The sequence below is a fragment of the Citrobacter sp. ABFQG genome (assembly GCF_004322975.1).
Lineage (GTDB): Bacteria > Pseudomonadota > Gammaproteobacteria > Enterobacterales > Enterobacteriaceae > Citrobacter > Citrobacter freundii.
Map to the genome: position 1 here is coordinate 181,231 of NZ_CP036435.1, position 21,055 is coordinate 202,285.

Here is a 21,055-nt window from a genome sequence, read left to right on the forward strand (position 1 = left end):
GCTCCGGTTTTTTACTTTTGGGCAGTTCGTTACTTAACGAACTCTTCGCCCAGAGTGATATCTTTCTTCAGCGTATCCAGCATACCTTCCAGCGCAGCTTGTTCAAACGCGCTCAGCTTGCCGATAGACTGACGCTCTTCTACGCCGTTTTTGCCCAGCAGCAGCGGCTGAGAGAAGAAGCGAGCATACTGGCCATCGCCTTCAACGTAAGCACATTCAACCACACCTTTTTCGCCGCTCAGTGCGCGAACCAGTGACAGTCCGAAACGCGCTGCGGCCTGACCCATAGACAGGGTTGCAGATCCGCCACCGGCTTTAGCTTCCACAACTTCAGTACCCGCATTCTGGATACGTTTGGTCAGGTCAGCTGCTTCTTGCTCGGTGAAGCTTACGCCAGGAATTTGTGACAGCAGCGGCAGAATGGTCACGCCAGAGTGGCCGCCAATAACCGGGACTTCAACGTCGCCAGGCTGCTTGCCTTTCAGTTCCGCAACAAAGGTGTTGGAGCGGATGATGTCCAGCGTGGTCACGCCAAACAGTTTGTTCTTATCGTATACGCCTGCTTTTTTCAGGACTTCTGCAGCGATAGCAACGGTCGTGTTCACCGGGTTGGTGATGATACCGATACATGCTTTCGGACAGGTTTTAGCAACCTGCTGCACCAGATTCTTCACGATACCGGCGTTAACGTTGAACAGGTCGGAACGATCCATACCCGGTTTACGTGCGACGCCCGCGGAGATCAGTACTACATCAGCACCTTCCAGTGCAGGGGTAGCGTCTTCGCCACTGAAGCCTTTGATTTTCACAGCAGTAGGGATATGGCTCAAATCAACGGCCACACCAGGCGTTACTGGAGCGATGTCGTACAGGGAGAGTTCTGAACCTGAAGGCAGTTGGGTTTTTAACAGTAATGCTAGCGCCTGACCGATACCACCAGCAGCGCCGAGGACTGCAACTTTCATCCTAAACTCCTTATTATATTGATAAGCAAAGTGTCTATTGCTCCGCGGCGGCGACCTTAATTCACAAATCCAACGAATACAACAACCACGCGTCAAGAATGCGTAGTCACGCAAATTTGGCTTTTATGCATTTAACTTACGTAAAATAAAACCTAAGTTACGTAATTCAAAACCACCCGCACAGTAGAGCAACTTTCCAACAGGTGCTGACAATATACCCTACCCACCTCTCAAAACAACATCAATTTGATAACATTTAATTTACTTTTAACCTTATTTGCGAGCCGTGACACAGGCATGTTTCTTGATAACGAAATTTGATAAAATTCCGCTCTTTCATAACATTATTTCAGCCTTGAACAAGGCAGACTGTTTGCATAAAAATTCATCTGTATGCACAATAATGTTGTTTCTACCGCCATATTACGGGTGACTTATGCGAAGCTCGGCAAAACAAGAAGAATTAGTAAAGGCGTTTAAAGCGCTGCTTAAAGAAGAAAAGTTCAGCTCTCAAGGCGAAATCGTCCTCGCATTGCAGGATCAGGGCTTTGATAATATCAATCAGTCCAAGGTTTCACGCATGCTGACCAAATTTGGCGCCGTGCGTACCCGCAATGCGAAAATGGAAATGGTGTACTGCCTTCCGGCAGAACTGGGCGTGCCTACGACCTCCAGTCCGCTGAAAAATCTGGTGCTGGATATCGACTATAACGATGCGGTCGTGGTTATTCATACTAGTCCTGGCGCTGCTCAGTTGATTGCACGTCTGCTGGACTCATTGGGGAAAGCGGAAGGTATCCTGGGTACGATTGCCGGTGACGATACCATCTTCACCACCCCAGCTAAGGGTTTTACGGTAAAAGATCTGTACGAAGCCATTCTGGAACTGTTCGAACAAGAACTGTAATACCGCCTCCCCGTCGCCTCGCGGCGGGGGAAAACACTCTCTTTCCACCCCCTTCCGTCTATTTTTAACTGCTATGCATTTAACAAATGGTGCGTTTAACCGTCAAAAACCATTCACGTAGTGAATATGAAGGATTAAAAACGCACATTTTGCAAAAAACCATATCCAATTGATTTTATTTAATTTATTTCTTTTAAAATGTTCGAAACGCTCTTTTTAATTCCATTTGGTTATAAAAAATATTTTTCTTAACATTTAATACCCACGGAAACAATTAGCGTGGTATTAATTTATAAGGTTATTAGTGTATACTTGATTTTGTGATGAGGGTCACGAAACACAGACCCCTATAAAAGAATTCGACGAGGTAAATATCATGAAAATCAAAACTACTATTGCAACCTTAAGCCTTCTTTCTGTTCTCTCCTTCGGTGCAAGCGCCGCGGTTACTCAGGTGAACTCACAAGAAGCACAGAATCTGCAATCTATGGGTAGCATCTCCGTATCTCAGATCGGTAGTTCACCAATGGACATGCGTCAGGCCATCGCCGCTAAGGCTGAAAAAGCAGGCGCCAGCAGCTATCGCGTCACCGAACTCCGTGAAGGTGCTCACTGGCACGCTACTGCAGAACTCTACAAATAAACCCTCGTCGTCTAAGTCCGACGACTTGCCCCCGCCTGCCGGGGGCTTTTTTATGTCTTACATTGAGTGACGAACGTTAAAACGCAACTGCCCTTCCAGCTCTTCTTCCGCTTCATCGAACAGTAAAATCAGCGCGCCGTATCGCCTGCGCAGCTTGTCCGGTAAATGGACAAATTCAATCTCCAGCGGCAACGGTAAAACTTCCCCGATAACCACCTCCCACAGAGAATCTAAATCAACCACCTTCTCCCTGGCGAGACCGAACGTGCGCGTAAACTCACGATAGAAATCACCCTGGTCTTCTATCTCGTCAAAATCAAATGTATAGATATTCATCTATAGCCACCATCCCGACGCCAGCCACTCTACAGACCGCCAATATGTAGGGGTCTCTCGCATTTTCAGGTAAGTATAGCCATAAAAAAACCGACGCTTTTAGCGTCGGTTTTCAACTCTTAATTACTGACCAGCGCATGCTGGTATTTGTGCAACATCCCACTGAGTCGTTTTACCGGCTCGGTCACCTGTGGTGGTGCTTGCCAGATGATTAATTTCTCCTGATAGATCTCAAGCTCTTCCAGCAACTGGCTAAAATAGCGTCGACGCTTGTCGTCATTTCCTGCGGAAATCACGCGATCGGCAGTGCGGCGAAGCTGGCGGTGGAATGCGGATAAATCCTCGTTCACCGGTACCGGCGCATCGCGCAGGCGCTGGTGTGCGATGATCATTGTCAGCGCCAGGCGAAACTTCGCCAGGTCGCCCGGAAATTTGTTCATCAGCAAAAACAGCTGCTGATAAAGCGCCGGGAGGTGGTTTTCTTTACGACGTACCACGTTGGTGGTCATCGCTGAAACCGCCGCCGAGACAAACTGGTTGAGCAACACACGACCCGTTCTGTCACGAGAGTTATCACGCACCAGCAGAATGACGATAAACGCCAACATGCAGCCAACAATCTGCCCCAGCGCACTGTCAAGGAACTGGCTAAAGTGGAAGGTCATCGGGTTATCCAGCACGATGATATTAATGGTGCTGGCCAGCGCCCCCATCGAACCCAGCCGTCGTTTCTGTACTTCAATCCCCAGAAAGAATCCCAGCACTGCCAGGCTCAGGCACAGCAACAACATGCTTTGCTGCGTATTAGGGATAATCACCAGGAAATAGAGTGCCCCGAGCGGTAACGCCGCCAACGTACCGTAGATAAAGTCTATCGCCACCATGCGCGGGTTGGGCAAACGCATTGCCAGCGAGGTGACGACCGCAATCATCACCATTGCGCCGCTGCCGGATGTCCAGCCGGTCCACAGCCAGAATAAGGTTCCCAGCACACAAGAAAGCGTGGTGCGCCAAAAGTTAACCATCGCATGGTGACGCTCGGCAGATTCCACTTTCACCACCGGTTCACCTTGCAGGATCTCTTCTTCGATAGCGCTAATTTTGGTGTTGCTGACAACTCCACGTTTAAGTAACAGATAGCGCGTTGCCGCCCCGGCCCAGGTGTAAATTGTGACAGGTGTGTCACGTTCACCGGTCCATGCAATCACCCGACGCATCCGCTTCAGCTGTTTATGGACATCCTGTACCGTTTCAACCGGCGTATCGAACAACTCGCGGAAGGTATCGGTGATCAGTTCTGGTCGGGTGTTCTGAATAAGATAGGTTTCGCAGGATTGTGTGATAAGCGTAAGCGACAGCGTATTCAATGCCTTGAGTCTGCGGTTAGCCCGCACCCAGCGCGAGGACTCCATATTCAGGTTACTACGCATCCCTTCCAGCGCCGCCGTACGCCGGACTAAATCTCCCCAGGCTTTGTCTACTTCTTCACTGTCGCCATGCTTAATGCACAGCTGCATAAGCTGATATTGCGCCACCAGCAGGCTATCCAGTTCGACATCAATCTCCTGTTTCACCGAACGGGGCGAAAAGAGCAGGTCGGCAACAATAGCACAGACAATACCCATCACAATTTCACTACAGCGTTCGAGCGCAAATTGTGGCGTCAGCAGCGGTTCAGCCTGGATAGTAATGACGATGATCAGCGCCGTATAGCCTGAAAGCCCCCAGGCATAAGAGTTTTCGATCTTCACTAACGACGAGATCCAGGTACAAAAACCGGCCCAGATACAACACACCAGGATCATCAATAGTGGGGCGCGGATCATGCTGATGATAATGATCAGGGCGGCAATACAGCCGATAAATGTCCCGACAATACGCAACATGCCGCGATAGCGGATAGCACCTGAATAAGGTTCTCCGCCAGCGGCAAAGGCCGGACCTGCCGCCACAATGGCCGCGGTCAGCACCGCCCAGCGCGGGGTCTCAAGCTGGAAGTGAAAGCCAACGAACAGCGCCAGTACAATCGCGCAGGCCAGTTTTACCGCAAAGCGGATATGCTGGTTGGCAATGGAGAAAATACCCATCGCGATTAACCAAACTCGCGCAGGCGGTGCGCCATTTTACGGAAGAAAGATTCCTGGCTGGCATCGCGATCCTGCTTGCCGGTAATGACGACGGTCGCCGTCGTCCCGGCAGGCCACAAGGTTCCCTGCTGCTCATCAAGACGAATTCGCACCGGCACACGCTGCGCCAGACGCACCCATTCAAGATTGGAATCAATGGTCGCCATACCCTTGGCGTCCCGCGTGCTGCTGGCATTCGTTACGCCAGCCGCCACACTATCAACCGTGCCCTTCAGCACATTATTACTGCCAAGCGGGGTGATTTCAGCGCGATACCCAGGGCGGACGCCTTCCAGTTTGGTTTCTTCCATATACGCCAGCACATAGAAAGAATGCTGTTTGACCAATGCCACCGCCGTGGAACCGCGCGTGATAAATTCGCCGCTATAGACGTTCAGGTTAGTCACCCAGCCGTCTGCTGGCGCGCGGATAACGGTACGTTCCAGATCTAATTTCGCCAGATCGCGGGTCGCTTGCGCCTTCGCAAGCTGGTGTAATACGGTTTGCAGGACGTTGTTTGATTGGTCAATCTCTTCACGAGACATAGCCTGCACGCCCAGTCGGTTACGACGACCGGCCTCCTGGCGTTTTTCCTGCGCCAGTACCTGATAATAGGCCACGTCAGCTTCGGCCTGCTCAAGGGCTTTCTTATAGCGTGGCTGGTCGATAGTGAACAGGATCTGATCCTTTTTCACCAATTGGTTATCATGGATGTTAACGTTGGTAATAAGGCCCGCAACATCCGGCGCAATCGCGACGACATCGGCGCTGAAACGCGCATCACGCGTCCACGGCGACTCGGTGTAGAACACCCATGCGCGGAAAATAGCGATGAAAGCCAGAATGACCAGTATCACGGTAATGGCCGTGCGGGAGAGTTTTCTTGTTAGTGTTTTCACTTCAACCTCAAACGAACAGGCGCGTTATTAAATAGAACAGACAGCAATACAGCGCGGTGTTAAACAGAGCCGGATGCCAGACAAAATCATAGATGCCAGTCGGAACAAGCACCCGGCGCACCAGCCAGAAAATCGCCAGTGACAAAAGTAATTCGAAAAAAATCGGTGGGAAGGACAGACCAAACACCACGATAACGGGAAACAGACTCATGTTGACCTTGGTAACGTAAGAGAGTGCAGATGATAGATTTTCTAGCGTATGTCACCGCAGAGAAGGGCAAGGATGAGCCAGGCGAGAGCGACATAGCCGTTATTTGAATAATAATATATTAACGTAACTGTTATGCTGTTATCTATATTATGTGATCTAAATCACTTTTAAGCCAGAGTGAACAATGGAACGATTAAAACGTATGTCGGTGTTCGCCAAAGTTGTCGAAATGGGCTCCTTCACCGCCGCCGCAAGACAGCTACAAATGAGCGTTTCATCGATAAGCCAGACGGTCTCAAAACTGGAAGATGAGCTACAGGTCAAGCTGCTAAACCGCAGCACGCGTAGCATTGGGCTAACTGAAGCCGGTAAAATTTATTATCAGGGCTGCCGGAGAATGCTGCACGAAGCGCAGGATGTTCACGAGCAACTCTATGCCTTTAACAACACGCCCATCGGCACTCTGCGCATTGGCTGTTCTTCAACTATGGCACAAAATGTCCTCGCCGGATTAACCGCCACGATGCTGAAAGAGTATCCGGGATTGACGGTAAATCTGGTGACCGGCATCCCGGCCCCGGATTTAATCGCTGATGGTCTGGACGTGGTTATCCGCGTCGGCGCGTTGCAGGACTCCAGCCTGTTTTCACGCCGTTTGGGGGCTATGCCGATGGTGGTCTGCGCGGCGAAAAGCTATCTCGCACAGTTTGGCACCCCAGAGAAACCTGCCGATCTCAGCAACCACTCGTGGCTGGAATACAGCGTGCGCCCGGATAATGAATTCGAGCTCATCGCTCCGGAAGGAATTTCCACCCGCCTGATCCCAGAGGGTCGTTTTGTGACTAACGATCCGATGACATTGGTGCGCTGGCTGGCCGCAGGCGCAGGCATTGCCTATGTACCGCTGATGTGGGTGATCAATGAGATCAATCGTGGCGAAGTGGAGATTCTGCTTCCCCGCTACCAGTCGGATCCGCGTCCGGTCTATGCGCTGTATACCGAAAAAGACAAATTGCCGCTCAAGGTGCAGGTGGTGATTAACTATCTGACAGACTATTTTGTCGATGTAGCGCAGCTGTTTCAGGGAATGTACGGTCGGGGAAAAGAGAAATAAAAAAAGTGTAGGCCGGATAAGGCATTGACGCCGCATCCGGAAAGATGCCCGATGGCACTGGTGCTTATCGGGCATACATCATGATGTTATGCGGTGCCACCCACGGTCAGGTTATCCACCTTCAGCGTGGGCTGGCCCACGCCCACCGGCAGGCTCTGCCCTTCTTTACCGCACACGCCAACCCCGTTATCCAGTTTCAGGTCGTTACCCACCATCGAAATCTGCTGCATCGCTTCGATACCAGAGCCAATCAGCGTCGCGCCTTTCACCGGTTTGGTGACTCTACCGTTTTCAATCAGATATGCTTCAGACGTAGAGAACACAAATTTTCCGGAGGTGATATCCACCTGGCCGCCGCCGAAGTTAGGCGCATAAATACCGTATTCAACGGATTCGATGATTTCCTGCGGCGTAGATTTCCCCGGCAGCATATAGGTGTTGGTCATACGTGGCATCGGCAGGTGCGCGTAAGATTCGCGGCGACCGTTACCCGTTGGCGCGACGCCCATCAGGCGCGCATTCAGTTTGTCCTGCATGTAGCCTTTCAGAATACCGTTTTCGATCAGCACGTTGTACTGACCCGGTGTGCCTTCATCATCAATAGCCACAGAGCCACGACGGTCCGCCATTGTGCCGTCATCCACCACGGTGCACAGTTCTGACGCTACCAGCTCACCCATGTGACCGCTGAATACCGAGGTACCACGGCGGTTAAAGTCACCTTCCAGACCATGACCGACCGCTTCATGCAGCAGAACGCCAGGCCAGCCAGCGCCGAGTACTACCGGCAGCGTACCAGCAGGCGCAGCTACCGCAGAGAGATTAACCAGCGCCATGCGTACGGCTTCTTTCGCCCATGCGTCAGCACGAACTTCACCATCAAGGTCGCCCAGGAAATAGTCATAGCCAAAACGACCGCCGCCACCGCTGGCGCCGCGCTCGCGCTTACCGTCCTCTTCCACCTGTACGCTTACGGACAGGCGTACCAGCGGGCGAACGTCAGCGGCCAGCGTACCGTCGGTCGCTGCTACCAGGATCAGTTCATAAACACCGGTCAGGCTGGCGGTTACTTCCTGGACGCGCTTGTCGGCGGCACGCGCCACGCTGTCTACGCGGCGCAGAATATCCAGTTTCTCTTCGCGGCTCATGCTCTGCAGGGGATCAACCGAGGTGTAAAGCGCCTGATGCTCTACAGCTCCCAGCGTTTTTACTTTGCCGTCACCGCTGTCACGCACGATAGTACGGGCAGCATGAGCACTCTGCTCCAGCGCCAGCAGGCTAATCTGGTCTGCATAGGCAAACCCTGTTTTTTCGCCGCTGATGGCGCGCACGCCAACGCCCTGATCGATATTGTAAGAACCATCTTTAATGATGCGGTCTTCTAAAACCCAGGATTCGTGATAGCTCGACTGAAAATAGAGATCGCCGTAATCAAGACGGCGTTCGGCCAGTTGGCCCAGGATGGCAAACAGATCCTGATGTTTCAGGCCATTTGCCGCTAGCAATTGTTCACTTACCAGGTTCAGACTCATCGTTTTGCTACTCATTAGTTACTGTTGTAGGCCTGATAAAACGCGCCAGCGTCGCCATCAGGCACTTCAATGCCGGATGGCGGCGTGAACGCCTTATCCGGCCTACGGACTGCGGTAGAGGATCTATGTTGAGATTGGGGCAATTACTCGCCCCCGTCAAATTATTGCTGGCTTTCTTTGCGCGGCTGACGCAGAACTTCGTTAATCTGCGGCTTATCGACCGGACCGGTGATGCGATAACGCAGAATCGACACTTTGCTCCACAATGGTCCCAGAACCTTACTGGCAGCAAACACCGCCGCGCCGACAATTGGATTGACAGCAAACGCAGCGGCAACGCCTACGGTGGCAGAAATTTCCGGCGCGACAATGGCTTCCATATCCAGCTCCCGGCGCACCAGGTTCACCGAGCCTTTCATCGCAATGTCTGCCTCCAGACCGTCCACCAGCGTGTCATCGGTATGCATCACGCCATCTTTGATCCAGGCCGTGCTGCGAATCGAGTCGAAATAGAAACCTTCGCTGAAAGTATCGCTAAAATCAAAACGCAGTTTACGCAGCAACGCATCAAAGCTCAGCAGTCGCAAGAGTTGCCCCGCATGTCCGGTGCTGAGTTCAGTAAGCTCACCTTTGCCCAACCGGGTACGCAAAATCCCATTCAGCGAAGCTTCATCTGGATCCCATGGCGGGTTACGCCAGTGCAGGTCATACTCCACGTTGAACGAAGAGTTACGAATCGGGGTCGATACGCCAAAAAAACTGGCAGCGGAGTCAATTTTACTGCCGCTCAGTTTACCCTTCAGTGACGTTCGTTCTTTGCCCGGCGCGTTCACCCACACGCCATCGGTGGTCAGTCTGGCAAAGCCTGTATCCAACAGACCGTTACTCAGCGTTAGCGTGTCGCCTTTAATCGCCACATCGGCATCAATACGCCCATATTTCTGTCCCCACATCCAGCACTCGGCACAGCGTAACTGAACATCCGGCCAGCCGCGGAAGCTGACGTTGTCCACGGCGGAAAACGGCGAGGCTGGAGTACTATTCAGTGGTGCTTTCGTCGGCGATGCTTTCGCCGCGCTGGGGTTGTAATAAAGATACTTAATATTGGCCAGCCACGGCGCATTATTGCGCATAGCCAGCGTGGCATTAATTTCACGTCCCTGCGCCTGCACGATGGAGCCATTGCTCGCAGGCTCAGACACGATACTCAAGTTATTCCACTGCTGACCGCCCAGGGATAACGATGGCGTACGCACCGTGATGCGCTGCGGGAAGTTGGCGTTGGTGCCAACGTTATCTGCTGCGCCTTTCTGGAACAACGCCAGCCATTGCGCGCCATCCATAGGGGGAAGGTTAAGCTCAATACCTTGCTGATCGGGTAACGCGGGCACGGTGCGGCTTTCCGACGTCCAGATTGCGCGGTCAAGCGTCAGTTTCTGATTCAGCAGCCAGCGGCTGTTAAAGTGGTTCTTACTGCCCGCGTTGCCGGTCAGTTCAAAACTGCGCAGATTGCCGTTGGCCTTAACGTTCACCGGTAACGCCTCACCGGCTGCCTTATTCAGCGGAACAGGTAAGTGACTACTTACATTCTTCAGGTCGCCTTTTAGCTCAATGTCGTAGGTCGGTCCGGCATGATACGGAAGATCGATACCCACCTTGCCATTCCACGCCATGCTGCCGCTTAAGGCATCGTTGACCTGCGCCGGTAAAATCCCCATGCGGGTTGGCTGCCAGTCGCCTTGCAGGTTCACGGCTACCTGATAGGCTTTCGCCCCTTCGGTGGTGGAGAAGTCGACGTTCAGCGGCTGATTAAACCAGTTCGCCGTCATCGGCTCGCTCTTCAGATCGCCGTTGATAAAGCTGAATTTACCATTCAAATTCTTCAGCGTGCTGTCGAGCGGTTTAATAAACAGGCTGTTATTACGCAGGTTGACATCGCCTTTGGCGGTAACCAGCGAGCCGTCTAGCGGAATATCCAGATGTAAGCGAGCATTCACATCGCCGTCAATCTGCAACTGCTCAAGCGTAGCGCCGAGGGAGTCCTTCAACGGCGTCTCATCAAAATAAGGTCCGACCGCCTTGCCCGGCCCGTTGATATCGGCGTCAATCAGCAGTTTTTCTTTAGCATAGTCGGGAATATTAGCCGTCAGGTTACTGGCCTTCACGCCGCCTAAATTGACGCTATCCGTCTTCATCCACAGACCATCGTTAATGAAGTTCAGTTCAATATTGAGATCGGTTAGCGCAGGCCAGTCGGGCTGGAAAGCAAATTTCGCGTTACGTAGCGGCACCAGAACCTGAAATTGTCCTTCGTTGTGCAGATACGGGAACAGATGCGGGTTACCGCCATACACCAGCGTGGCGTTATCCGCTTCGCCGCCCTGAATAGCGCCGCTGAGGTAGTCAACCAGCTCTTTGCCCATCAAGTTTTCCGGGAAATAGCGCCAGGCCTGAGAGCCGTCGTCGGTGCTAATGCCAGCCAGAATGCCTAACCACGGTTCATCTCCAGTGGGCTGCAGATAGCGAAAACCACCGCGCGCGCGTACCGCTTTCGCTTTAACATCGATGTTGCGCCCATCTAACTGAAAACCTTTATCATTTTTCAGCCAGCTTAGCGTAGCCACGCCATTCTCTATTTCCAGCGGCGCGCGGAAGACAGTTTCATACGGCATTTTGGCTTGCTTCATGGAGGCGGTGAGCGCCCCATTTTCAACGCTGCCCGCAAGCGTACCGGAGAAATGCTCAGCCCCCGGTAACAACTTCCACTGTTTCCAGGCCAGATTGGTCCACGAGGACAGGAAGCGGGTTTTTTCTGTCGCCTGTAACGGGATATCCAGCGCCAGCACATCTATTTTGCCGCTCGGCTGCGTGGCCCGCCAGATATCACCCAACGCTGGTGATAACCTGGACGCCATCGGACGTAGCCCTTCTAACCCGGCCAGTTCCAGATTGCTGGCGCGAATGCGTAGCTCGTCGCTGCGTTTGTTATTCTCGCCACCAACTTCCTGCTCAGGGATCCAGGCCAGCGTTAATGCACCGCTCGGCCAGGGTTTATCATCCATGGTAATACGGGTATCGGGAATAGAGAATTGCCAGCCCGCCTCTTCACGGCTGATGTGCGCCGTCAGATTATCGACGGAGAGCGTGTGCGTACGATTTTCACCCAGCCAACTTGCTCCACCTTTTTTCAGCCAGACATCGCCACCAGAAACGACGCCTTTGCTGATCGTCATCCATGCTTCCAGGCTAAAACGCGCAGTTTGCAGGGCGACATTGTCCTGCATCCATTTGCCCAACCACGGTTTGACGTCAATGTCGTCTGCCTGCAACCAGACCCGACCATTATTCAATAGCCCATTATCGTCGCGCAGATCCATCCTCACCTGCATAACGCCGTGCTGTCCGGTCAGGCTGGAGAGGCTGACCTGACCCTCGGCGCGATGCCGATTTTTATTGTTCAGCCAGGTAAGCTGTGGGATCGCCAGTTCAGCACGTTGGCCTGAGAGGGTTATAAAGCTGATATGACTGTCGCGTAGATCGAAATGATCAAACTGACGCAGGAAGAGATTGCTGAGATGGTCGGTTTCAATTCCATCTCCGCCTTCACTACGCTGGATAGGAGTATTGGTGCGCAACTGCAGTTGCCAAAAGGTGAGATCGCGAAACTGCCAACGCATGTGCAGCAAACTTTGCCAGACATCCAGTGCCAGCGTGACGCGTTTTACCGAAAATTCTCCCCCATCTTTTAGCTGCGCTTGGATATTACGCGCTTCAAGCGTAGGACCGAAATTTTGCCAGCTGGCAGAAAGCTGACTGGCGGAAACAGGTAGACCTGTAGCGGATTCAATCTTGCCAAGAATGGCTGGACGCCAGCTATCAAGATGAGGTAACGCAAGGCGCAGTCCACTGACCAGCAGCGCTGCGATGACAACGAATGCGGCTCCAGTGAGCAGTAATATCCCCGGCAATCGCCTCACGCACCTCTCCTTGTCTACCAAAAAATATGACTCACACCCCTTGAGTGAATATTGCCGGATGACGGCGCTTGCGCCTTATCCGGCCTACATGCGCGGGTGCCACTACACGATTTACATCATGACGACGTCGAACTGCTCCTGGTTATACAGCGGTTCGATTTGTACTTTGACCTGTTTGCCGACAAAGATCTCAACCTCCGCCAGCGCATGTGACTCTTCACCTTTCAGGGTTTCAGCCACTGCCGGAGAGGCATAAACCAGGAAACGATCGGAGTCATATGCATGGTGTACCCGCACGATTTCGCGCATGATTTCATAACATACGGTTTCCACCGTTTTCACCGTACCACGCCCATGGCAGGTTGGACACTCGTTGCACAATACATGTTCCACGCTTTCACGTGTGCGTTTGCGCGTCATCTCCACCAGGCCCAGCTGTGAAAAACCGTTAATGCTGGTTTTTACACGATCCTTGCTCAGAGCCTGCTCCAGGGAGTGCAGCACCCGGCGACGGTGATCTTCATTATTCATGTCGATAAAATCGATAATGATAATGCCGCCGAGGTTACGCAGACGCAGCTGACGAGCAATGGCCTGCGTTGCTTCAATATTAGTATTAAAGATAGTGTCGTCGAGATTACGATGCCCAACAAACGCGCCGGTATTGATGTCGACGGTGGTCATCGCTTCAGTTTGATCGATGATCAGATAACCGCCGGACTTCAGCTCAACTTTGCGTTCCAGCGCGCGCTGGATTTCATTCTCTACATCAAAGAGATCAAAAATAGGCTGACGCCCGCTGTAATGTTCCAGCTTGCTGGTCATCTCGGGGATATATTCCGCCGTAAATTCCAGTAACGCCTCATAGGTCAGACGGGAGTCGACGCGGATGCGGTCAAGCTGCGCATCAGCAAAGTCACGCAACACGCGCTGTGCCAGTGCCAGTTCACCGTACATCTGGTATCGTGTTTGCGGGCGCTTTTTACGCTCCATGACTTTTGTCCAGACGCGCTTCAGGTAGGCAGCATCCGAGGCCAGATCCTCTTCGCATACGCCTTCTGCCGCCGTGCGAATGATGAAACCACCCTGCTCATCGCAGTAATCCGCCACCACTTTTTTCAGACGTTCGCGTTCCGTTTCGCTTTCGATACGTTGGGATACGCCAACGTGCGAGGCTCCCGGCATAAAAACGAGATAACGGGAAGGAAGCGTGATGTCCGTCGTCAGGCGTGCGCCCTTCGTTCCCAAAGGATCTTTTACCACCTGCACCATCAGATCCTGACCCTGGCGCACCAGTTCAGAAATGTCGCGTACGGTGAACTGTTTTTGTTCTTCACCCGCCACGCATTCGGTGTGCGGCATGATGTCAGAAGCGTGAAGAAATGCGGCTTTATCCAGTCCAATATCTACAAAAGCCGCCTGCATACCCGGAAGTACACGACTTACACGACCTTTGTAGATATTGCCTACGATTCCGCGTCGCGCCTCACGTTCAATATGAATTTCCTGCAGAATACCGCCATCAATGTAAGCCACCCGAGTTTCCGATGGCGTTACGTTTACCAACAATTCAGCCGTCATGTTTATCCCTTTTCTCACGCAGTGCGTTAAAATTGGTCAGCAACTCATACGTTTCTACCAGCGGTAAGCCGACTACGGCGTGATAGCTGCCATTTATCTTCCTGACAAAACAGCCACCCAACCCTTGAATACCGTATGCACCTGCTTTATCCATTGGTTCACCGCTGGCAACATAACCCGCGATGTCCTCATCGGTTAGTGCTCTGAATGTCACTTCCGTCACTACCAGGCAGTCCAGACTGTGCTGGCAATCGGCCAGTGCCACGGCCGTCATAACTTGATGCGTTTTGCCCGACAGTTTGCGCAGCATTGCTGCGGCGTGGGCAGCGTCGTGCGGTTTTTCCAGCACTTCGCCATTAAGGATAACGATGGTATCCGCACCCAATACCGGCAAATCGCGCGGTGCCAGCGCTACACCAGCCTGCGCTTTTTCGCGCGCCAGACGGGAAACGTACTGCTGCGCACTTTCCTGCGGGTGCCGCTGTTCTTCAATCCCAGGGATCAGTCGTTCAAACGTAACACCAAGCTGAGCGAGCAACTCCTGACGACGTGGAGAACCTGAAGCAAGATACAGAGTATTCATATCAACCTTATTGCACCGCAAACTGCTGACGGACTTTACGCATCAGTAAGAATAGCCATGGCCAAAGCACGCCATTCACTACACTACTCCAGAACACTTCAGGTCTGAAAGAGACGTTGATCACTAAAAACTCGGCCCAGAAAACAATAATATCCACGACCAGTGATAACAACATGACCACCAGCGCCTGTTGCCAGAGCGCGAGGTTTCGGAATAGCTGGAATTTCAGCGCGACCAGATAAGCAATGATACTCATCGACAATGCGCGCACGCCAAGCGTGGAGCCGCTGATGAGATCCAGTATGGCACCCACCACAAATCCCGTGCCCACATTTACGCGATGCGGCAGCGCCAGGATCCAATACAACAAGATGAGCAGTACCCAGTTTGGCCGGAAAACCAGAATGTCATCCGGCCAGGGCATGACTTGCAGCAACAGTGCAATAAGGAACGAGAGCCAAATAACCCAACGTCCCTGGCTACGATAGCTTGCCACTTACTGTCCTCCCGGCTTACGCGGAGCAGGTTGTGGCGGCGTGGTATCCACAGGCGCAGAAGTCACACCTGTTGCAGGAGTTGGCACTGGCGCAGGCGGCCCCATGGCATCTGGTGCTGGCAGAACTTGCGGCATCATTTGCATCAGACGTTCATTGGCAACGCGGTGTACTTCTTCCGGCGTCATCGGGTTCGCGCCATTACGATCGGCACCCCACAACAGCAACAGATAGCGCAAACGCTGCAGACCCGCGGTCGGGCGAGCCTGAATCACGGTATAAGCGCGCTGAGTGTCCAGCTTAACGGAAGAAACAACAGCAACCGGATAACCTTCAGGGAAACGTCCGCCCAGACCCGAGGTGACCAGCACATCGCCAACGCGAATGTCGGTATTGGCCGGCAGGTGTTCGAGCTGAAGATCGTCAGTGCAGCCGTTACCCGCAGCGATCACGCGAATATCGTTACGCAGAACCTGAATGGGCAGCGCATGCGTCGCATCGCAAATCAGCAGCACGCGGCTCGTCAGTTTAGCCACCGCCACGACCTGACCCACAACGCCTTTGTCACTAATAACCGGCTGACCTTCGTAGACGCCGTTAACGCTCCCTTTGTCGATCACCACCTGATCGCTGTAAGGGTCATTAACCGTTGAGATGACTTGCGTCACCATCTTTTGTTCGTCCTGACGCAATGGCGATCCCAGCAGCTCGCGCAAACGCGCGTTCTCCTGTTTGTATTGCCCCAGCATCAGCAGTTCGCTATTTTTCAGCAGCAGTTCCTGACGCAATGCCCGGTTTTCAAGTTCGAGTTGGTCACGCGAAGCCAGCGTTTGCGACACGCCGTCGAGTAATTCACGAGGACCATTTGAGATAAAGTAGAAAGGACTGACGGCGGTATCCATGTACGTTCGGATTTGACTAAACGTACCCAAGCGGCTGTCGGCAATAATAACGCCGAGCGCCACCAGCACCGCCAGAATAAGGCGAATCTGTAGCGAAGGGCCACGGCTAAAAATTGGCTTCATAGTCTATGCGTATTCTCGTATCAGAGCGGAAGGGCAACCCGCGGGGGCTACCCAACCTGCATCCGATTACTCTTCGCTGAACAGGTCGCCGCCGTGCATGTCGATCATTTCCAGCGCCTTGCCGCCGCCGCGCGCCACGCAGGTCAGCGGATCTTCAGCAACAACAACTGGAATACCGGTTTCTTCCATTAACAGACGGTCAAGGTTACGCAGCAGCGCACCGCCACCGGTCAGCACCATACCGCGTTCGGAGATGTCAGACGCCAGTTCCGGCGGGCACTGTTCCAGTGCAACCATTACCGCGCTAACGATACCGGTCAGCGGTTCCTGCAGGGCTTCCAGAATCTCGTTGGAGTTCAGGGTAAAGCCGCGCGGAACGCCTTCAGCCAGGTTACGACCGCGAACTTCGATTTCGCGCACTTCGTCGCCCGGATAAGCGGAACCGATCTCGTGTTTAATACGTTCTGCGGTCGCTTCACCGATCAGAGAACCGTAGTTACGACGAACATAATTAATGATGGCTTCATCAAAGCGGTCGCCGCCAATACGAACAGAAGAGGAGTAAACCACGCCGTTCAGGGAGATAACGGCAACTTCAGTGGTACCACCACCGATATCAACAACCATTGAACCGGTTGCTTCAGAAACTGGCAGACCCGCACCGATCGCAGCCGCCATCGGCTCTTCGATCAGGAAGACTTCACGAGCACCTGCGCCCTGAGCTGATTCACGGATCGCACGGCGTTCAACCTGAGTTGCTCCAACCGGTACACACACCAGTACGCGCGGGCTTGGGCGCATGAAGCTATTGCTGTGCACTTGCTTGATAAAGTGCTGGAGCATTTTTTCAGTCACGAAGAAGTCAGCGATAACGCCGTCTTTCATTGGGCGAATTGCAGCGATATTGCCCGGCGTACGACCCAGCATCTGCTTCGCATCATGACCTACTGCAGCCACGCTTTTCGGCGAACCGGCACGATCCTGACGAATGGCCACAACAGAAGGCTCATTCAATACGATGCCTTGTCCTTTTACATAAATAAGGGTATTCGCGGTACCCAGGTCAATGGACAGGTCATTGGAAAACATGCCACGAAATTTTTTCAACATACTAAGGGATAATCCTGAAAGCTGGGGCGGAAAACAAAATCCGCTTACTTTACCAACCACACGCAGCAGCGACAAGGCGCAAAAATCATCTGCTACGGTGAAAATTAGTGCAGTTCGTTTCCTTTGTTACAAAACCGGCCTGAGTCCATCAGGGCTGAATAAATCAGCAGCACTCCTCGCTTTTGTTTGCAACCTGTCAAAGGTCATTCACCTGCATGTTTGCTGTTACAACCTGGCGAGCAGGCAAGCACACCCCCAGAAGGCACAGCGCGCGTTATTCTACGTGAAAACAAATTAAACGGCAGGTTAAACCGAGTATCTTTGCGAATATTTTTTCACGTTAGTGTCAAGTGGTTGTGATGCAGCAAAAAAATCCCCTTGCCCACCCGCAACTCCGCGTTCTGTCAGCGTATGCCACTCACTACGCGAACGTACGCCCGTAGCGTAAACCTGCGTGGGTGTTCCCGAACAGGCCTCCACCAGGCTTTGAACCAGAAGCTGATTTTCCGTTCGCTTATCAATGTTCCTCACCAGACTTGGATGCAGCTTCAATAACTCAACGTTAAGCTCTTTAATCCAACTGGTGCTCACCAGCGTTAACCCCGCCTGCGTAACGGCAATACGCACGCCCAGCGCATTCATCAATCTGATAACGGGCTGTAACCGGCTGATATGTTGACAGACATCTGCCTCAGCAAGTTCAATAATTATGCGTTTGCGTAATGATTTTTCGCACTGCATCAGCGTATCACGCAGCCAGCGCTGAAAACGTGGGCGAATAAGCGATTCAACCGTTATCTGCATCGCCAGATTTTCCTGCGGCCAGTAACCCAAAAGCAGGGTCAGACGGCTTATCTGCAAACGGTCATACTCTTCAGCCAGGCCAAATTGAAGGACCATCGGCATATATTCCGCCGAAATGACCTCTTCGTTACCATCAAAAATACGGCACATCAGCTCCCGATGGTGCACCCGCCCTTCACGGGTTACTGCAGGCTTTTGATAAATTCTCGGCCCGCCCCGGCTGAGCATCTGTTCGATCAGCGTTCGCCAGCGTACGTTGCCCCGACCTTTTTCCGGCAGCGAGTCATCATAGACCGACCAGCTATTTCCGCCCTGCAATACCGAATTCCGCGTGGCTGCTTCAGCATGATCCATCACTTGCTCCGGCGACTGACCGCTGCGGCAAACGCAAATGCCAATATGAACCATATCGGCACGATCGATCATTTTATTAGCCGGAAGTGCATCTACCGCTTTTAATAATTGCCCGGCAATACTTTCCGCCTCTTTCAACGTGCGGTGTGGCAGCAGGATGGCAAAATCGCTACGGTGGTAGCGCGCCAGCAACGCGCCCGGATAGCGCGTCATAAAAGTCGACAACAAATTGATCAGCGTCGAGATTTGTTCTTCCGCGAGGGTGATTCCCCAGCTATCGCGCAGCAGCGTAAAGTCCGGCAGGCGTACCATCATCACGACGCCATGCGAGCCTACTTTTTCCTGATCTTCCAGCAGCGTGGCCAGTTGGTTATCAAAGAACAGGCGGTTACTTAGCCCAGTTTTTGTATCCTGCGCGACATAGGAACGAATCAGCGTATCCAGGCGGCTGCGTTGCTCGCGAGCATTTTGAATTTCAGTCAGCAGCATATCGAGCGCACTGCTGGTGCGCGCAGGCCATTCATAGACCGTTCCCCGCACGTTCGGTCCACGTTCGCCGTTCAGAATACGTGTGGAACGAATCTCCAGCAGCTCCTGACCCGAAAGCTGGCGCTGAAGCCAGCGCACAGACAAAAAGAGCATCAGAATAATGAAAGCAATGGCTATCGTGAGCGGTGCGGTGGTCAGTAGCGAATGGAAATAGTTACCCATCGGATCCTGATAAACCAGACGCAATGACATGCCCGGATGCTTGACCAACGGTACGGTGATCTCGCGGTAGAGATTGTTCGTCCCTGCCGGTCGGTAGCTACTGGTGCGCGAATGGTCATACACCACGTGTTCGCCCTGCAACAGTTCGATGCGCACGATATCAACAGAAACCATCAGCTCATCGATTTGCGGGGTTAACGCAACGACATCTCTGGAGACCAGATGCGTATCAATCACCGTCGCGACCGCCTGCACGCGCGTGGTGAACTTATATTGAATAGCGTTATAGAAACTCAGCGAACAGCCGATCAGAGTCACGAAGATCGTTAACCCAGTAAGCAGCGTGACAAAAGCTGAAAATTTCGTCGTTAATCGCATCCTTGTGTTAACTCCGACAGTTATGAAACAGGCCTGAAAGTGATAAAGCGACCCAAAAATGCAAAACTGAACGCAAAATCCGTCCATTTATACATACAGTGTGGGCATACTACCAAATCAGGTATATCTGGCAATTTATTGCGCAGAATCGGCATCATGTTTTGATTAGCGAGTATAGTCTTCATTAATAATTTTCCAATCCACTATACGAATTGAGGACAGGTTATGCAGGCTTTGATCTTAGAACAGCAGGACGGAAAAACCCTCGCATCCGTTCAACCCCTCGACGAAAATCAGCTACCTGAAGGCGATGTTACGGTGGATATCCACTGGTCAAGCCTGAACTATAAAGATGCTCTGGCTATCACTGGCAAGGGTAAAATCATTCGTAATTTTCCGATGATTCCTGGTATCGATTTCGCCGGTACCGTACGTGCAAGCGAAGATCCCCGTTTTCATGCGGGTCAGGAAGTGTTGCTGACCGGCTGGGGCGTGGGTGAAAATCATTGGGGTGGACTGGCTGAGCGTGCACGCGTGAAAGGCGACTGGCTGGTTGCGCTGCCAAAAGGACTGGATGGACGTAAAGCCATGGTCATCGGTACCGCCGGCTTTACCGCTATGCTGTGCGTAATGGCGCTTGAAGATGCAGGTATTCGCCCGCAAGACGGTGAAATTGTCGTCACCGGCGCCAGCGGCGGCGTGGGCAGCACAGCCGTTGCGTTACTGCATAAGCTGGGTTATCAGGTTGCGGCGGTTTCGGGCCGTGAAAGCACCCACGACTACCTGAAAAGCCTGGGCGCTAACCGTATTCTTGGCCGCGATGAGTTTGCCGAGTCTCGTCCGCTGGAAAAACAGCTGTGGGCTGGCGCGGTGGATACCGTTGGCGACAAAGTTCTGGCAAAAGTTCTGGCGCAGATGAACTACGGTGGCTGCGTTGCCGCCTGCGGCCTGGCGGGTGGTTTCGCTCTGCCGACCACGGTGATGCCATTCATTCTGCGTAACGTTCGTTTGCAAGGAGTGGACTCGGTGATGACCCCGCCGGCACGCCGTGCAGAGGCCTGGGCACGTCTGGTTAAGGATCTGCCGGAATCTTTCTATGCCCAGGCGGCAACGGAAATTACGCTGGCTGATGCGCCGAAGTTCGCCGATGCCATCATCAATAACCAGGTGCAAGGCCGTACGCTAGTAAAGGTGAAGTAACAGGCCCTGGCGCAGAAATTTACACTTAATTAACCAAATTTCGCGGCACATCTACAGACTCCCTGCCATATTAACTACGCGTCCCCTGTCAGTTATGACGCGTAA

At 52.7% G+C, this 21,055-nt stretch carries 18 protein-coding genes; 5 read left to right on the forward strand and 13 right to left on the reverse strand.

Annotated elements, in window-relative coordinates; genetic code table 11:
• Nucleotides 1–29 precede the first annotated feature (29 nt).
• The gene (gene mdh, locus WN16_RS00890) at nucleotides 30–965 is read right to left on the reverse strand and encodes a malate dehydrogenase (RefSeq protein ID WP_003025158.1); all 936 of its coding nucleotides are present in this window, start codon (nucleotides 963–965) and stop codon (nucleotides 30–32) included.
• 436 nt (nucleotides 966–1,401) lie between these two features.
• Here mdh and argR point away from each other — a divergent pair, with 436 nt between their 5' ends.
• Together argR and yhcN are read left to right on the forward strand one after the other, a co-directional pair.
• On the forward strand, nucleotides 1,402–1,872 hold the full coding sequence (gene argR / locus WN16_RS00900; RefSeq protein WP_003025162.1) for a transcriptional regulator ArgR: 471 nt from the start codon (nucleotides 1,402–1,404) through the stop codon (nucleotides 1,870–1,872).
• Nucleotides 1,873–2,248: 376 nt separating this feature from the next.
• The gene (gene yhcN / locus WN16_RS00905) at nucleotides 2,249–2,515 is read left to right on the forward strand and encodes a peroxide/acid stress response protein YhcN (protein ID WP_003025165.1); all 267 of its coding nucleotides are present in this window, start codon (nucleotides 2,249–2,251) and stop codon (nucleotides 2,513–2,515) included.
• A 57-nt stretch (nucleotides 2,516–2,572) separates the two neighbouring features.
• Here yhcN and WN16_RS00910 read toward each other — a convergent pair whose 3' ends face one another.
• From WN16_RS00910 to aaeX, 4 genes are all read right to left on the reverse strand, one after another.
• A complete protein-coding gene (locus WN16_RS00910; RefSeq protein WP_003025168.1) occupies nucleotides 2,573–2,851 on the reverse strand; it encodes a hypothetical protein in 279 nt (92 codons plus the stop codon).
• Nucleotides 2,852–2,970: 119 nt separating this feature from the next.
• Entirely contained in the window at nucleotides 2,971–4,938 is a 1,968-nt protein-coding gene (gene aaeB / locus WN16_RS00915; RefSeq protein ID WP_003025171.1) for a p-hydroxybenzoic acid efflux pump subunit AaeB, read from the reverse strand.
• A 5-nt stretch (nucleotides 4,939–4,943) separates the two neighbouring features.
• Nucleotides 4,944–5,876: a p-hydroxybenzoic acid efflux pump subunit AaeA gene (gene aaeA / locus WN16_RS00920; protein WP_003025174.1), complete on the reverse strand. Its 933-nt coding sequence runs from the start codon at nucleotides 5,874–5,876 to the stop codon at nucleotides 4,944–4,946.
• Between the two features lie 7 nt (nucleotides 5,877–5,883).
• Nucleotides 5,884–6,087, reverse strand: coding sequence for a p-hydroxybenzoic acid efflux pump operon protein AaeX (gene aaeX / locus WN16_RS00925; RefSeq protein WP_003025177.1), 204 nt, complete (start codon nucleotides 6,085–6,087; stop codon nucleotides 5,884–5,886).
• Nucleotides 6,088–6,271: 184 nt separating this feature from the next.
• Between aaeX and aaeR the strand changes: the two genes are divergently transcribed.
• Nucleotides 6,272–7,201 (forward strand): HTH-type transcriptional activator AaeR, encoded by a 930-nt coding sequence (aaeR, locus tag WN16_RS00930; RefSeq protein WP_003839896.1) that lies wholly within the window; start codon nucleotides 6,272–6,274, stop codon nucleotides 7,199–7,201.
• An 86-nt stretch (nucleotides 7,202–7,287) separates the two neighbouring features.
• On the opposite strand, the gene tldD is transcribed toward aaeR, so the two are convergent.
• From tldD to mreB, 7 genes are all read right to left on the reverse strand, one after another.
• A complete protein-coding gene (tldD, locus tag WN16_RS00935) occupies nucleotides 7,288–8,733 on the reverse strand; it encodes a metalloprotease TldD (RefSeq protein WP_044701339.1) in 1,446 nt (481 codons plus the stop codon).
• Nucleotides 8,734–8,894: 161 nt separating this feature from the next.
• Nucleotides 8,895–12,710, reverse strand: a complete 3,816-nt coding sequence (gene yhdP / locus WN16_RS00940) for an AsmA2 domain-containing protein YhdP (protein ID WP_044701342.1) — start codon at nucleotides 12,708–12,710, stop codon at nucleotides 8,895–8,897.
• A 111-nt stretch (nucleotides 12,711–12,821) separates the two neighbouring features.
• Entirely contained in the window at nucleotides 12,822–14,291 is a 1,470-nt protein-coding gene (gene rng, locus WN16_RS00945; protein WP_003025190.1) for a ribonuclease G, read from the reverse strand.
• Entirely contained in the window at nucleotides 14,281–14,874 is a 594-nt protein-coding gene (locus WN16_RS00950; RefSeq protein ID WP_003839891.1) for a Maf family protein, read from the reverse strand. Before WN16_RS00950 ends, rng begins: the two co-directional genes overlap by 11 nt.
• 7 nt (nucleotides 14,875–14,881) lie before the next feature.
• Nucleotides 14,882–15,370, reverse strand: a complete 489-nt coding sequence (gene mreD / locus WN16_RS00955; RefSeq protein WP_003025196.1) for a rod shape-determining protein MreD — start codon at nucleotides 15,368–15,370, stop codon at nucleotides 14,882–14,884.
• Entirely contained in the window at nucleotides 15,371–16,393 is a 1,023-nt protein-coding gene (gene mreC, locus WN16_RS00960; protein ID WP_003844819.1) for a rod shape-determining protein MreC, read from the reverse strand.
• A gap of 66 nt (nucleotides 16,394–16,459) precedes the next feature.
• On the reverse strand, nucleotides 16,460–17,503 hold the full coding sequence (gene mreB / locus WN16_RS00965; protein WP_000913396.1) for a rod shape-determining protein MreB: 1,044 nt from the start codon (nucleotides 17,501–17,503) through the stop codon (nucleotides 16,460–16,462).
• Here mreB and WN16_RS24410 point away from each other — a divergent pair.
• On the forward strand, nucleotides 17,481–17,801 hold the full coding sequence (locus WN16_RS24410; protein WP_153752135.1) for a hypothetical protein: 321 nt from the start codon (nucleotides 17,481–17,483) through the stop codon (nucleotides 17,799–17,801). The two genes, mreB and WN16_RS24410, sit on opposite strands and share 23 nt — an antisense overlap.
• Before the next feature lie 8 nt (nucleotides 17,802–17,809).
• Here WN16_RS24410 and csrD read toward each other — a convergent pair whose 3' ends face one another.
• Nucleotides 17,810–19,750 carry an RNase E specificity factor CsrD gene (gene csrD, locus WN16_RS00975; protein ID WP_044701343.1) on the reverse strand — a complete coding sequence of 647 codons (1,941 nt, stop codon included), beginning with the start codon at nucleotides 19,748–19,750 and terminating at the stop codon, nucleotides 17,810–17,812.
• Between the two features lie 225 nt (nucleotides 19,751–19,975).
• On the opposite strand from csrD, the gene WN16_RS00980 reads away from it, so the two are divergent.
• Entirely contained in the window at nucleotides 19,976–20,950 is a 975-nt protein-coding gene (locus tag WN16_RS00980) for an MDR family oxidoreductase (RefSeq protein ID WP_016151069.1), read from the forward strand.
• Nucleotides 20,951–21,055 lie beyond the last annotated feature (105 nt).